The sequence below is a fragment of the Nocardiopsis dassonvillei subsp. dassonvillei DSM 43111 genome, assembly GCF_000092985.1.
In the GTDB taxonomy this organism is placed as follows: domain Bacteria; phylum Actinomycetota; class Actinomycetes; order Streptosporangiales; family Streptosporangiaceae; genus Nocardiopsis; species Nocardiopsis dassonvillei.
The window spans coordinates 2,902,470-2,916,898 of sequence record NC_014210.1 but is presented as its reverse complement, the minus strand read 5'-3'; the positions used below and the strand labels follow the sequence as shown (position 1 = coordinate 2,916,898).

Sequence of the window (14,429 nt, the reverse complement as noted above, 5' to 3'; positions counted from 1 at the left end):
CGGCGGAGGCCGGACCCGCCGCGGACCTTCGCGCGGTCCCGGCCGCGCACGGCTCAGACGCCGACGACCCCCTGCGCGGCCCGGTAGAACAGGGCGACGGTCACCGCGCCGGGGTCCGGGCTGCCCAGGGCGGCCTCGCCCACGTAGCTGGTGCGCCCCCGGCGGCCGAGCAGTTCGCTGGTGCCGTCCGCGCCCTCCCGCGCGGCCTCCGCGGCCGCCCGCAGCCCGGCGTGCAGCCCCGCGCCGCTGGCCACCGCCCCGGCCAGCGCCTCCGAGGCCGGGGCGACGGCGTCGACCATGGTGCGGTCCCCGACCTCGGCCGACCCCAGCCGGTGCAGGGTCGCCCACCCGTTCGCGGTGGCCTCGGCCACCATCGCCAGGGTGAACGCCTCCGCGCCCGCGCCCGCCTTGCCGAACTCGCGGAACCACATGCCGAACAGCGGGCCGCTGGTGCCGCCGCTGTGGCCCAGGAAGGTCTCCGCCATCACCTCGAAGGGCTGTCCGGCCGACCCCGTGGCGGCGGTGTCGGCCAGGGCCTCGCGCGTACGGCGCAGCGCGGTGGTCATGTTGGTGCCGAAGTCGCCGTCGCCGCTGCGGCGGTCCAGGTCGGTGAGGTGTGCGCCCTCCTCCTCGACCGCGCCGATGAAGGCCTGCACCCACCGCTCGACGTCGGAGGGACTGAGCTGCTCTGCCATGCCGGTGCTCCCGTTCGGACTGTGGTGGGACGGACGTTCTACCAGGTGAGCGCGGGTGTGGCGGCCGGAGCGTCCCACAGCTCCAGCACCTCGTCGTCGGCCGCCGTCAGGGTGACCGAGCAGCCCGCCATGTCCAGGGAGGTCACGTAGGACCCCACGAGGGAGCGGGCGACCTCTATCCCGGCGTCGTCCAGGATGCGCCGCGCCTCGCGGAACACCCCGTACAGCTCCAAGTCGTGTGTGGCGCCCAGGCCGTTGACGATGGCGATGACCCGGTCCCCGCGCCCCAGGCCCAGCTCCTCCACCAGCGGCGAGACCATCGGGGGCACCAGCTCGCGGGAGGGGCCGAAGGCCCGCCGTTGCCGGGCCCGCTCGCCGTGGATGCCCACGCCGAACTCCACCTCGTCCTCGGGCAGCTCGAACGAGGGCCGCGACTCGCCCGGGTGGGCGCCCGCGGCCAGCGCCACGGACAGGGTGCGGCTGCGTTCGGCCACCCGGCGCCCGAGCGCGGCCAGCTCCGCCAGGTCGGCGCCGCGCTCGGCCGCGGCGCCGCAGACCTTCTCCACCGCCACGACCGCCGCCGTGCCCCGGCGTCCCGGACCCCCGCCGTCGCCGGTGTCGGTGGCCAGGTCGTCGTCGACCAGGACGATCTCGCTGCGTACACCCGCGTCGGCCAGCAGCTCACCGGCGATGCGGAAGTTGAGCACGTCGCCGGTGTAGTTCTTGACCACGTGCAGGACTCCCCGGCCGGTGTCGGCCGCCTGCGAGGCCGCCCGGATCTGCACGGCGGTGGGGGAGGCGAAGACGGCCCCCGGCACGGCGGCGTCGAGCATGCCGGTGCCCACGAAGCCCACGTGCAGGGGCTCGTGGCCCGAGCCGCCGCCGGAGACCACCGCGACCTTGTCCGCGGCGGGTCGGGCGCGTACGACGTAGGCGGGGTCGGCGTTGAGGCGCACGTGGCGCGGCCAGGCCGCGGCGAACCCCTCCAACGCCTCGGACACCACGTCGCCCGGCTCGTTGATGAACTGTCTTCGCATCGGCACGCTCCGTAGTTCTCGCTGCGGCCCCCCGCGGCGCCGTATGCGACATAGCCGTGCGTCGCCCCGTCCAAACGTCCCCGGCCGCGCTGTTCTCAGCCCGGTGGCCGCATCCGCGCCCCCCGGACGTTATATGCGCGTTATGAGCAGATTGGCGCTGACCTCTTGTTTTTCTCTGCGTAAAGCGCGCAGTATGTCCCTGTTCATATGCGCGAAATGAGCAGGAGTGGTCATGCGTCACCAAGGGCTGCTGGACGCCGTCACCGACGGCGTGCAGAGGGTCGAGGACCTCGCGCGGGAACTCGGCATCAGCCCCTCCACCGTGCGGCGCGGGCTGGGCGAACTGGAGAGGGCCGGAAAGGTGGTCCGCACCCACGGCGGCGCGGTCCCCGCGCCCGCGGGCGCCGAACTGTCCTGGACCCAGAAGAGCCTGCGCAACACCCCCGCCAAGCGGCGCATCGCCGAGCACGCCGCCGCGCTGGTCGAGGACGACCACGTCGTCCTGCTGGACGCCGGGAGCACCACCACCTTCGTGGCCGAGCGCCTGGCCCGGCGCTCGGGGCCCACCGTGGTCACCTCCGGCCTCGGCCCCATGGCGGCGCTGCACGACGCCGAGGGCATCGAACTCGTCGTCGTCGGCGGGCGCGTGCGGCGCAGGCGCGGCTCCATCGTCGGCGACTATGCGCACGGCGTGCTGGACCGCATCACCCCGCACATCGCCTTCATCGGCGCCGACGGGCTCCTGCCCGGCCGGGGGCTCAACTGCCCCAGCCCCGAGATCGCCGCCGCCAAGGAACTCCAGATGCGCGGCGCCCGGCGGATCTTCGTGGTCGCCGACTCCACCAAGGTCGGCTCCGGCCCCCACCCGTACTGGGCCGTCGTCCCCGGACCCTACGGCCTGATCACCGACGACGGGATCGGAGCCCGCGAGCGCGAGGCCCTCGACGCCGATCCCGCCTGCACCCCCCACGTCGTCGCGGTCGACGCGGGCACGCGACCGCAATGACCCCCTGAAAGGCACCTGGTATGGAAGTACAGCTCCTCGCGGCACTGCTCCTGGGCGTGGCCACCGTCATCGCCCTCATCCTGTGGTCCCGGCTGGACGCGTTCATCGGACTGCTCGCCGGAGCCCTGGTCACCGGCGTGGTCGCGGGCGTCCCCGCCCCCGAGCTGGTGGAGCACCTGACCACCGGCTTCGGCAACACCCTCGCCGGAATCGGCGTCGTCATCGCCCTGGGCGTGATGATCGGCACCGTCCTGGAACGCAGCGGCGGCGCCGACGCCCTGGCCAAGGCCTTCGTCCGCATGGCCGGGAAGGGCCGCGAGGACGTGGCGATGACCGCCACCGGCGCGGTCGTGTCCGTCCCGGTGTTCTGCGACTCCGGCTTCGTCATCCTGCACCCGCTCGCCCGCTCCCTGGCCAGGCGCTACGGCAGGCCGCTGGTCGTGATGAGCCTGGCCCTGGCGGGCGGGCTGTCCATCACCCACCACCTGGTCCCGCCCACGCCCGGCCCGCTCGCCGCCGTCGGGCTCCTCGGCGCCGACCTGGGCACCACCGTCCTGCTCGGCGGGGCCATGTCGATCCTGCTCATCCCGGTCGTGGTGGTCTACGCGCGCTACATGGGACCCCGCCTGGAGGCGAGCGTGGAGCCGGGCCTGGTCCCCGAGAACGCCGCCGCGGGCGGGCCGGGCACGGCCACCCGCAAGGTCGCCGGGCTCGGAGACGCCGCCCCGGCCGCCGGGCGCGACGTCAGCGAGGAGCCCCCGGACCCGGGCGTGAGCGCGCTGACCGCCTCGATCCCGCTGCTGCTGCCCCTGCTGCTCATCGTGGGCAACACCCTCACCGGCGCGCTCGCCGAGGGCAGCGCGGTCGCCGACGTCTTCGCCTTCCTCGGCAACCCCGCCATCGCCCTGGTCATCGGGCTGGTCGTGGCCGTCTACACGCTGCCGCCCCGGGGGACCGGGCGCAGGGAGGTCGTCTCCTGGCTGACCGCGGCCGCCGCCTCGGCCGGGATGATCGTGTTCATCACCGGCGCCGGAGGGGCCTTCGGCGAGGTCCTGCGCGCCTCCGGCGTGGGCGACGCGCTGGCCGACGCCGTCTCGGGCTGGCCCGTGCCGATGTTCCTGCTGCCGTTCGTGATCGCCACGTTCGTCCGGCTGGCCCAGGGCTCGGGGACCGTCGCCATCATCACCTCCGCCACCCTCAGCGCCCCGATCGTGGCGGCGGCGGGGATCAACCCCGCGCTCGCCGTGGCCTCCGCGTGCGCCGGCTCCTTCGTCTTCTCCTACGTCAGCGACTCCTACTTCTGGGTCGTGACCCGGTTCACCGGCCTGTCCGGCGGCGCCGCCATGAAGATGTGGAGCGGGATGACCACCGTGCTGTGGCTGGCCAGCCTGCCGCTGCTGTGCGTCGCCGCCCTGGTCCTGGGATAGGGGGATCCCGTGGCGCAGATCCTCGTCCTGTCCGACGACCTCACCGGAGCCAACGCCACCGGCGCGCGCTTCGCCCAGACCGGCATGCGCGTGGCCTCGGTGGACGCCGGGCACGCCGCCCACGCGGCCCCGGCCTACGACGCGGTCGTGGCCAACCTGGACAGCCGCCACCTGCCCGCCCACGAGGCCGCCGGGCTCGTCGCCGCCACCGTGGACCGGCTCTGGCCGGTGGACCTGGTGGTCAAGCGCACCGACACCACCCTGCGCGGCAACGTCGGCGCCGAACTGGAGGCCGCCTGGCGGGCGGTGCGCGGGCGCACACCGCCCGGAGTCCGCGTCCGCGTGCTCTTCGCGCCCGCCCACCCCGCCTCCGGGCGGATCACCGTGGACGGCGTCCAACTGCTCGACGGGGTGCCCCTGGAACGCACCCAGCTGGCCCTGGACCCGCTGAACCCGGTCCGCACCAGCGTGGTGGCCGACCTCGTCGCCGAGCAGAGCGCCCTGGCCGTGCGGCACCTGTCCCTGGGGCGGGTCACCCGCGCCGACCTCGTCGGTGAGCTGCTCGCGGGCGACGAACCCGTCGTGCTGTGCGACGCCGTGACCGAGGACCACCTGGCCGACATCGCCCGGGCGGCGGCCGCGGCCTCCCGCGGGGACGGCACCGTCTGGGTGGCCGCCGACCCCGGCCCGTTCGGGGCGCTGCTCGCCCGCGAACTGGGGCTGCGCGGCACCGCACCCGACCCCGGGCCGGTCCTGGCCGTGGTGGGCAGCGCGACCGAGCTGACCCGGCGCCAACTCGACACCGTCGCCGAGGACCCCTCGGTGGAGTTCGTCGACGTCGACGCCGGGCGCTTCACGTCCGACCCCGGGCACCGCGACGAGGTCGCGCGGCTCCTGGTCGGAGCCCTGACCAGGTCCTCCTTCCCAGCGGCGGTGGTCGTGCGCACCCGCGCCTCGGCCGAGGACGTCGTGCGCCTGCCGGCCGAGGCGCGCCGCGCCATGCCCGGCATGCTGGCCGCGCTGGTCGCCGGGGCCGTCGCCCGGATCCGGCCCAGCGCGCTGTTCTCCAGCGGCGGCGACGTCACCTCCGCCCTGCTCACCGCCCTGGACGTGCGGGCCCTGGACGTGGGCGGCGAACTCGTCCCGCTGGCCGTGCACGGCCGCCTGGACGGCGGGCCGCTGGAGGGCACCCCGATCATCACCAAGGGAGGGCTGGTCGGGGACCAGGACACCATCGCGCGCTGCCTGGCGCGGCTGCGCGACACGGTCAACGACAGGCTGCGCGGGGTGTCCGCGCGGATCCCGAGCGGAGGAAGACAAGAAGATGACTGAACGCCCGACCCTGGCCGTCACCGTCGGAGACCCCGTCGGCATCGGCCCCGAGATCACCGTGCGCACCCTGGCCGAGGTGGGCGCCACCGCCCCCGCGCGCGGAGTGGTCGTCGCCGACCCCGCCGTGCTGCGCCGCGCGGCCGCCGTCCTGGACCTGGACGTGCGGGTGCGCGCCCTGTCCTCCTGGGACCTTCCGCCGGAGCAGGAGGGGGTGGTCGACTGCCTCGACATCGACGCACTCGGCGACACCGCGCTGGAGTGGGGCGTGGTCGACGCGCGCGCCGGGGCCGCAGCGGTCCGCGCGATCGAGGTGGCCACGCGGGCGGCGATGGAGCGGCGTGTGGACGGGATCGTCACCGGGCCCATCAACAAGGAGGCCATCTGGGCCTCGGGCAGTCGCCACCTCGGCCACACCGAGATGCTCGGGGAGCTGACCGGCGTCACCCGCCAGAACACCATGTTCGTGGTGCGCGGCAAGAAGATCTTCTTCGCCACCCGGCACGTCTCGCTGCGCGGCGCGCTGGACATGATCGACGAGGAGCAGCAGGTGGGGGCGATCACCGAGGCGCTCACCGCGCTGCGCGTGTTCGGCCACGACGAGCCCACCCTGGCGGTGGCGGCGATCAACCCGCACGGCGGCGAGAACGGCGCCTTCGGCGACGAGGAGATCCGCCACCTGGCCCCGGCGGTGGAGCGCACGCGCGCCTCGGGCGCGGACGTGGTCGGGCCGGTCCCGGCGGACTCGGTCTTCCACCGCCTGCTGACCGGCCACTACGACGGGGTGCTCTCGCAGTACCACGACCAGGGCCACATCGCGGCCAAGACCTTCGACTTCGACGGGACGATCTCGGTGACGGTGGGCCTGCCGATCCTGCGCACGTCGGTGGATCACGGCACCGCCTTCGACATCGCGGGCCAGGGGAGGGCCGACCACGGCACCATGCGCTCGGCCTTCCTGCACGGGGCCGACTTCGCCCGCTTCGCCGACCGCATCCGCGCCGAGTACGGGAACTGACCGCGGGCGGGGGCACCGCCGTCCGCGCCTCCCGGGAACCCGGTCCACCCGCCGTCCGTCCGCGTGTGGGGCACGGACGGGCGGCGGGCGCCCCGGCCTCAGCCCTCCCCGACGGCGGCGGGGGGTCGCGACGGGGCCGGACCGGACCGCTCGGAGCCGCCGCACGTCCCGGTGCCGCGGAGCCCGTCCGCGGAGCGCACGAGCGAGGCGACCTCCCGGGAGCGGCTGCCCGAGGGCCACGCGAGCACCGTGGTGACCGGCGGCGCGTCGACCACGGGCACCGAGACGTGCTCGGGCCACTGCCAGGCGCGGCTGGAGGCGGGGATGACCAGCAGCGTCCGGCCCAGCGCCACGAGCTGGGCGAGCTGTGACTGGGTGCGCACCTCCGGTCCGGGCCCGTCGGGGTAGGTCCCGTCGAGCCGGGGCCACCGGGCGATCGGCAGGCCCGGAACGTCGGCGACCTCCGCCAGCGTGAGCCGGTCGCGTGCGGCGAGCGGGTGCGCGGCGGGAAGGATCGCCACCTGGCCCTCGACGCAGAGCTCCTCGGTGTCGAACCCCGCGACGTCGTCGAAGGGGAGGTGCATGATCGCCACGTCGGCGCTCCCGTCGCGGAGCAGCCCCGCCTGCTCGCCGACCTCGCACAGCAGGACCTCGACCGGCGCCGCGCCGGGTGCGCTCCCCGCCGCGTCGAGGAGCCGTCGCAGCAGTTCGTGGGAGGCCCCGGCCTTCGTCACGAGCACCAGAGGCCGATCCGGGGCTCCGGCCCGCCGGGTCCGGCGCGCGGCGGCCGCGACCGCGTCCAGGGCCGATCGGGCCTCCCGGAGCAGCACCCCGCCGGCGTCGGTGAGCGCCACGCCGCGGCGGTTCCGGTCGAGGAGCGGGACGCCGAGCCGCCGCTCCAGCCGTCGGATCGCGCGCGAGAGCGGAGGCTGCGCGATGCCGAGCCGGTCGGCGGCGCGCCCGAAGTGCAGTTCCTCGGCGACGGCGACGAAGTAACGGAGTTCGCGGGTTTCGAGATCGTCCACACCGACAGCCTATGGACCCATACCCGGGGGGTATCACGGCCGACCGAGCCGGTATTGGACCGCGGGTGCGCGCTCCGCCGAGCATGGACTCCGTGAACGACACGAAGACCGCGCTGGTCACCGGCGCGAACAAGGGAATCGGTTTCGCCATCGCCCAGGGCCTGGGGGAGTTGGGCTTCACGGTCGCGGTGGGGGCCCGCGACGACGCCAGGAGGAAGGAGGCCGTCGAGCGGCTGCGCGCGGCGGGCGCCGACGCGTTCGGCGTCGCCCTCGACGTCACGAGCGACGACAGCGTCTCCGCCGCGGCGAAGACGATCGAGCGCGAGGCGGGGCGGCTCGACGTGCTCGTCAACAACGCGGGCATCGCCGGCCGCGCCGACGGCGGCGCCCAGGACCCGACCACCCTCGACCTCGACGTCCTCCGCGAGGTCCTGGACACGAACGTGTTCGGGGTCGTGCGGGTGACGAACGCGATGCTGCCGCTGCTCGGCCGCGCGAGCTCGCCGCGCATCGTCAACATGTCGAGCAACATGGGCTCGCTGACGCTGCGGACCGGCCCGGTCCTGGCCGCGTACGCGCCGTCCAAGACCCTGCTCAACAGCGTCACGGCGCAGTACGCCCGCCGGTTCGCCGACACGAACGTCATCGTCAACGCCGCCTGCCCGGGCTACGTGGCGACCGACTTCACCGGGTTCAACGCGCCACGCACGCCCGAGCAGGGCGCGGCGATCGCGATCCGGCTCGCCACCCTGCCCGACGACGGACCGCGCGGCGGCTTCTTCGACGACGAGGGCGCCGTCCCCTGGTGACCCCGGACAGGCGGCGGGCGGCCGGTCAGGCGCCCAGACCCGACATCAGGTCGGCGAAGGGAACCGGCTCCTCGTAGGGGTCCGCGGCCTCGGGGGAGCGGTCCGCGGCCAGCGCCGCGAGCTGGCGTCCGGCGCGCTCGACGCGCTGGGTCAGCTCGCGGCCGCCGCCCTCGCCCGAGCCCCAGTCCTCCGAGGCCGCGTACACGCCGGTGGGCGCGACCACCGAGCGGGTGTGGGCGAACATCGGCCGCAGCGCGTGCTCCAGCACCAGCGAGTGGCGCGGGCTGCCGCCGGTCGCGCCGATCAGCACCGGCATGCCGTCCAGGTCCTCGGGGTCGACCACGTCGAAGAAGGACTTGAACAGGCCGCTGTAGGAGGCGTTGAACACCGGGGTCACCGCGATAATCCCGTCGGCTCCGGCGACGTCCTCCAGCACACCGCGCAGCTCACCGGTGGGCACCCGGGTGGTCATCGCGTTCACGATGTCGTGCGCCACCTCGCGCAGCTCCACGGTGCGGGTGCGGACCTCGTCGCCGCGCTCGCGCAGCGAGGCCTCGGCGGCGGCGGTCAGCCGGTCGGCGAGCAGGCGGGTCGAGGACGGCGTGCTCATCCCCGCCGAGACGGTCACCAGTGTGCGGGTCGCCATCTGTCCCCCTAGTAAAAAGCTTCTTGAGAAGTAGTTTATTGGCGAAACTACCAGAGGAACGGCGCGCCCGTCCCGGCTATTCCCGCGGGGGCACCCCCGGGGTGGGGGGCGGGCGTCCGCCGCGGAGTCGGGGTCCTCCGGGGTCGGCCGTGCTGCCGAACGCTGTTTTTTACGGGGTGTTTACATGTGAAGCCGTGGTGGTTATTCTCATGGGAGCGCTCCCGCATGACCTGGATCACATTGATTCGGGTTGCGCTTGGGGGAGCGTGAGTGTCCGCATTTCCGACCCATCCCGTTCCCGCCCTCCGCACTCCTGTTCTGGGAGCGCTCCCACCCATGGGGTCATCCCCCGCGTCGCCGCACCCTCCCCGGAGGACGACGTGCCCCGCGCACCACCCGCACCACCCGCATCACCATCCGGATTCCACGCATCAGTCGGCGGCCCCGTGCCCCGACACTCTCGTCCCTCTGGCACCACCCCCCAACCATGAGGAAAAGCAAGAGATGAGCAGAATCCTGCGCACTCCGGACAGACGTCCGGGCGCACGGCGCGGCCTCGCCGCGACATCGGCCCTGATCGTGGGCGCCGCACTGGCCACGGCCGTGCCCGCCCCCGCCAGCGCGGCGGCCGGTTGCGAGGTCGACTACCAACTCAACGACTGGGGCTCCGGGTTCACCGCGAGCGTGGAGATCACCAACCTCGGCGACGCGGTCAACGGCTGGACCCTGGAATGGGACTTCGCCGGAAACCAGCGGATCACCAACTCCTGGAACGGCACCGTCACCCAGAGCGGACAGAGCGTCTCGGCCACCGACGCCGGGTACAACGGCGCGATCGCGACGGACGGCACGGCCACCTTCGGCTTCCAGGCCACGTACTCGGGCGCCAACGCCGTCCCCGCCGAGTTCACCCTGAACGGTGTGGCCTGTGAGGGCCTGGTCGACCCCGGCCCCGACCCCGATCCCGACCCTGACCCCGACCCCGATCCGGACCCGGACCCCGGTACGGGCGAGCGGGTGGACAACCCGTACGTGGGCGCTGAGGTGTACGTCAACCCGATCTGGTCGGCCAACGCCGCCGCCGAGCCCGGCGGGGACGCCGTGGCCGACGAGCCCACCGGGGTGTGGCTGGACCGCATCAGCGCCATCGAGGGCAACGACAGCCCCACCACCGGCAGCATGGGACTGCGCGACCACCTGGACGAGGCCCTGGCCCAGGCCAACGGTGAACCCCTGGTGTTCCAGGTGGTCATCTACAACCTGCCCGGCCGTGACTGCGCCGCTTTGGCCTCCAACGGCGAGCTGGGCCCGGACGAGATCGACCGGTACAAGAACGACTACATCGATCCCATCGCCCAGATCCTGGCCGATTACGAGGACACCGAGCTGCGGGTGGTGACCACGGTCGAGATCGACTCGCTGCCCAACCTGGTCACCAACGTCTCCCCGCGCGAGACCGCGACCGAGAACTGCGACGAGATGCTGGCCAACGGCAACTACGTCGAGGGGGTGGGCTACGCGCTGGCGCAGCTGGGCGCGATCGACAACGTCTACAACTACGTCGACGCCGGCCACCACGGGTGGATCGGTTGGCAGGACAACTTCACCGCCTCGGCGGCGCTGTTCTTCGAGGCGGCCAACGCCGCCGGTGCCAGCCCCGACGATGTGCACGGGTTCATCGCCAACACCGCGAACTACTCGGCTCTGGTGGAGGACAACTTCTCCGTCGACCAGACCATCGCCGGTACGCCGGTGCGCCAGTCGGAGTGGGTGGACTGGAACCAGTTCACCGACGAGTTGTCCTTCGCCCAGGCTCTGCGTGAGGAGCTGGTGGGTCAGGGGTTCGATTCGGGGATCGGGATGCTCATCGACACCTCCCGTAACGGGTGGGGTGGGCCGGACCGCCCGGACGGGCCGGGGCCGAGCACGGATGTGAACGCCTACGTGGACGGGGGCCGCTACGACCGCCGTCTCCAGTCGGGGAACTGGTGCAACCAGTCCGGTGCGGGGCTGGGTGAGCGCCCCCAGGCCGCTCCGGAGGCGGGGATCGACGCCTATGTGTGGATGAAGCCGCCGGGTGAGTCCGACGGGTCCAGTGAGTTCATCGAGAACCCCGAGGGCAAGGGGTTCGACCGGATGTGCGATCCGACCTATGAGGGCAACCCGCGCAACAACTACAACATGAGCGGTGCGCTGCCCAACGCGCCGATCTCGGGGCACTGGTTCTCCGCGCAGTTCCAGGAGCTTTTGGCCAACGCCTACCCGCCCATCCAGTAGGAACGGCGACCGCCCGCCGGTGCGGTGATACGAGGGGTGCCCGTCCGACGCGGGCGGGCACCTCCGCTCCGCACTGCGCTCCGAGGCTCCCCGGGGCGGTCCGGCCCGCCCCGGGGCCCCGGGAACTTAACGAGTAGTCACCATGTTTGCACCCGTTGTCTCCGTGTGTCGTGGATGTTAACTTCGCCCCACGATGCCTGGGAGCGCTCCCGCAAGGTGTGCGCAAAACGGGCGTCCGAATTCCGGAAAACCACCGGACGCGCACCGGCCCGACCCGGGCAACGAGCCGCAGGTCACAGCGTCGTACCCGGCTCCCTCCCCCCACACCCGCACTCCGACCCCGCCGCCTCCCCCATCGGAGAGCTCCGCCCCGGCGCCGTCCTCCGGCGCGCGGGACCGCGGAGGGGAACGGAGAACCTGTCCGAGGAGGACACGTGACCACCCCCCGCCCCGGCCCGCGCCGCACGGCGCGCTGGCGCAGACCCGCGCCCGCGCTCCTCGGAGCGGTGCTCCTAGCCGCCCTCCTTCCGGCCGCGCCCGCGCAGGCCGCACCGATTTGCTCCGTCGACTACCAACTCAACGACTGGGGCTCGGGTTTCACGGCCGAGGTCTCGGTCACCAACGAGGCCGAGTCCGTCTCCAACTGGACGCTGGGCTGGGAGTTCTCCGGCAACCAGCGCATCAGCAACAGCTGGAGCGCGCAGGTCTCCCAGAGCGGCAGCTCCGTGACCGCCAGCGGCCCCTCCTGGGCACCCGGCCTCGCCTCCGGCCAGACCGCCACGTTCGGCTTCCAGGCCACCTACAGCGGTGCCAACGAGGCACCCACCGACTTCACCCTCAACGGCCTGGACTGCGCGGGCGAGGACGAGGAGCCCGAGCCCGAGGACCCGACCCTGGTCGTGGACCCCGACTCGGTCACCCTGGCGCCCGGCGGCGAGACCGCCTTCGACGTGGCCCTGTCCGAGGCGCCCGCCGAGGACGTGGCCGTCAGCGTGGAGCGCACCTCCGGCAGCCCGACCCTGTCGGTGGCCTCGGGCGCCTCGCTGACCTTCGGTGAAGCCGACTGGGACACCCCGCAGGAGGTGACGGTCGCCTCCTCCGGCGACGGCTCGGGCGACCCCGCCCAGGCCGAGTTCACCGTCTCCGCCGAGGGCTACGACCCCGTGGTCGTCACCGCGCGCGAACTCTCCGGCGCCTCCAACGCCTACGAGGAGGAGTTCCTCACCCAGTACGACAAGATCAAGGACCCCGACAGCGGCTACTTCCGCGAGTTCGACGGCCTCCTCGTGCCGTACCACTCGGTGGAGACCCTGATCGTGGAGGCGCCCGACCACGGCCACGCCACCACCTCCGAGGCCTACAGCTACTACCTGTGGCTGGAGGCGACCTACGGCAGGATCACCGGTGACTGGGAGCCCTTCAACTCCGCGTGGGAGTCCATGGAGGCCTTCATCATCCCGGGTACGGCCGACCAGCCCACGAACGGCTCCTACGACCCGTCGTCCCCGGCGACCTACATCCCCGAGTCGCTCGACCCGAGCGACTACCCGATGCCGCTGGACGACTCGGTCGAGGCGGGGCAGGACCCGCTCGCCCAGGAGCTGAGCAGCACCTACGGCACCGACGAGGTCTACGGCATGCACTGGCTGCTGGACGTGGACAACACCTACGGCTACGGGTTCTGCGGCGACGGCACCGACGAGGCCCCCGCCTACATCAACACCTTCCAGCGCGGCTCCAACGAGTCGGTCTGGGAGACCGTGCCGCACCCGTCCTGCGAGACCTTCCAGCACGGCGGCGAGAACGGGTTCCTCGACCTGTTCACCGACGACGACAACTACTCCGAGCAGTGGCGCTACACCAACGCCCCCGACGCCGACGCGCGCGCCGTGCAGGTGGCCTACCTGGCGCACGAGTGGGCCTCGGAGCAGGGCAACGAGGGCGCGATCGCCGAGAACGTCTCCAACGCGGCGATGATGGGCGACTACCTGCGCTACGCCATGTTCGACAAGTACTTCAAGGAGATCGGCGACTGCGTCGACCCCCAGTCCTGCCCGCCCGGATCGGGCAAGGACTCCGCGCACTACCTCATGGCCTGGTACTACTCCTGGGGCGGCGCGCTGGAGAGCGCCCAGTACCCCTGGGCCTGGCGCATCGGCGGATCCTCCGCCCACCAGGGCTACCAGAACGTGATGGCGGCCTACGCGCTCTCGGAGGTGTCCGCGCTCCAGCCGGAGTCGGCCACCGGCACCCAGGACTGGGGCACCAGCCTCGACCGGCAGCTGGAGTTCCTGGAGTGGCTCCAGTCCTCCGACGGCGCCATCGCGGGCGGCGCGACCAACAGCTGGGAGGGCACCTACGCCCAGCCTCCCTCGGGCACGCCCACCTTCTACGGCATGTTCTACGACGAGAAGCCCGTCTGGCACGACCCGCCGTCCAACCGCTGGTTCGGCTTCCAGGTCTGGGACATGGAACGGGTGGCCGAGTACTACCGCATCACCGGTGACGAGCGCGCCGGGGACATCCTGGACGACTGGGTGCCCTGGGCGATCGCCAACACCACCGTCGGAGAGAACGGCGAGTTCGCCATCCCCGCCGACATGGAGTGGAGCGGCCAGCCCGACACCTGGACGGGCGAGTCCACGGGCAACCCCGACCTGAGCGTGGAGGTCGTCTCGCACGGGCAGGACGTCGGCATCGCCGCGGGCCTGGCCAAGACCCTCATGCACTACGCCGCCGCCACCGGTGACGCCGAGTCCCGCGCGACGGCCGAGGGCCTGCTCGACGCCCTCCTGGCCAACCAGGACGACCTGGGCGTCGCCGTTCCCGAGACGCGGGCCGACTACGCCCGCTTCGACGACGAGTTCGGCGCCCCCGACGGCGGCCTCTACATCCCCCAGGGATGGACCGGCCAGATGCCCAACGGGGACCCGGTCGACTCCGACTCCACGTTCCTGTCCATCCGGTCCTTCTACGAGGACGACCCGAACTGGCCCCAGGTCGAGGAGTACCTCAACGGGGGACCGGTGCCCGAGTTCACCTACCACCGCTTCTGGGCGCAGGTGGACGTGGCCACAGCCCTCGCCACCCACGGCGAGTTGTTCGGCGACGGCGCCTGACCGGCCGTAGCCGCACGGGGGCGGGCGCCGACGGCGCCCGC

The 14,429-nt window shown here is 73.0% G+C and carries 11 protein-coding genes; 7 read left to right on the top strand and 4 right to left on the bottom strand.

Annotated elements, in window-relative coordinates:
• Positions 1-53 precede the first annotated feature (53 nt).
• Together NDAS_RS12165 and NDAS_RS12160 are read right to left on the bottom strand one after the other, a co-directional pair.
• Positions 54-695 (bottom strand): DAK2 domain-containing protein, encoded by a 642-nt coding sequence (locus NDAS_RS12165; protein ID WP_013153485.1) that lies wholly within the window; start codon positions 693-695, stop codon positions 54-56.
• Positions 696-733: 38 nt separating this feature from the next.
• A complete protein-coding gene (locus tag NDAS_RS12160) occupies positions 734-1,732 on the bottom strand; it encodes a dihydroxyacetone kinase subunit DhaK (RefSeq protein WP_013153484.1) in 999 nt (332 codons plus the stop codon).
• Between the two features lie 232 nt (positions 1,733-1,964).
• On the opposite strand from NDAS_RS12160, the gene NDAS_RS12155 reads away from it, so the two are divergent.
• The 4 genes from NDAS_RS12155 to pdxA are packed head-to-tail and all read left to right on the top strand — an operon-like array spanning position 1,965 to position 6,512.
• Positions 1,965-2,738: a DeoR/GlpR family DNA-binding transcription regulator gene (locus tag NDAS_RS12155; protein ID WP_013153483.1), complete on the top strand. Its 774-nt coding sequence runs from the start codon at positions 1,965-1,967 to the stop codon at positions 2,736-2,738.
• Positions 2,739-2,758: 20 nt separating this feature from the next.
• Complete coding sequence (locus NDAS_RS12150) at positions 2,759-4,165, top strand: GntP family permease (RefSeq protein WP_013153482.1); 1,407 nt, start codon at positions 2,759-2,761, stop codon at positions 4,163-4,165.
• Between the two features lie 9 nt (positions 4,166-4,174).
• Entirely contained in the window at positions 4,175-5,497 is a 1,323-nt protein-coding gene (locus NDAS_RS12145) for a four-carbon acid sugar kinase family protein (protein WP_013153481.1), read from the top strand.
• Entirely contained in the window at positions 5,490-6,512 is a 1,023-nt protein-coding gene (pdxA, locus tag NDAS_RS12140) for a 4-hydroxythreonine-4-phosphate dehydrogenase PdxA (RefSeq protein ID WP_013153480.1), read from the top strand. The genes NDAS_RS12145 and pdxA overlap by 8 nt, the downstream gene beginning before the upstream one ends.
• 98 nt (positions 6,513-6,610) lie before the next feature.
• On the opposite strand, the gene NDAS_RS12135 is transcribed toward pdxA, so the two are convergent.
• Positions 6,611-7,537, bottom strand: a complete 927-nt coding sequence (locus NDAS_RS12135) for a LysR family transcriptional regulator (RefSeq protein WP_013153479.1) — start codon at positions 7,535-7,537, stop codon at positions 6,611-6,613.
• A gap of 83 nt (positions 7,538-7,620) precedes the next feature.
• On the opposite strand from NDAS_RS12135, the gene NDAS_RS12130 reads away from it, so the two are divergent.
• The gene (locus tag NDAS_RS12130; protein WP_013153478.1) at positions 7,621-8,346 is read left to right on the top strand and encodes an SDR family oxidoreductase; all 726 of its coding nucleotides are present in this window, start codon (positions 7,621-7,623) and stop codon (positions 8,344-8,346) included.
• Between the two features lie 25 nt (positions 8,347-8,371).
• Here NDAS_RS12130 and NDAS_RS12125 read toward each other — a convergent pair whose 3' ends face one another.
• Positions 8,372-8,992: an FMN reductase gene (locus tag NDAS_RS12125; RefSeq protein ID WP_013153477.1), complete on the bottom strand. Its 621-nt coding sequence runs from the start codon at positions 8,990-8,992 to the stop codon at positions 8,372-8,374.
• A 504-nt stretch (positions 8,993-9,496) separates the two neighbouring features.
• Between NDAS_RS12125 and NDAS_RS12120 the strand changes: the two genes are divergently transcribed.
• Entirely contained in the window at positions 9,497-11,269 is a 1,773-nt protein-coding gene (locus NDAS_RS12120) for a glycoside hydrolase family 6 protein (protein ID WP_013153476.1), read from the top strand.
• Positions 11,270-11,703: 434 nt separating this feature from the next.
• Positions 11,704-14,388 carry a glycoside hydrolase family 48 protein gene (locus NDAS_RS12115; protein ID WP_013153475.1) on the top strand — a complete coding sequence of 895 codons (2,685 nt, stop codon included), beginning with the start codon at positions 11,704-11,706 and terminating at the stop codon, positions 14,386-14,388.
• Positions 14,389-14,429 lie beyond the last annotated feature (41 nt).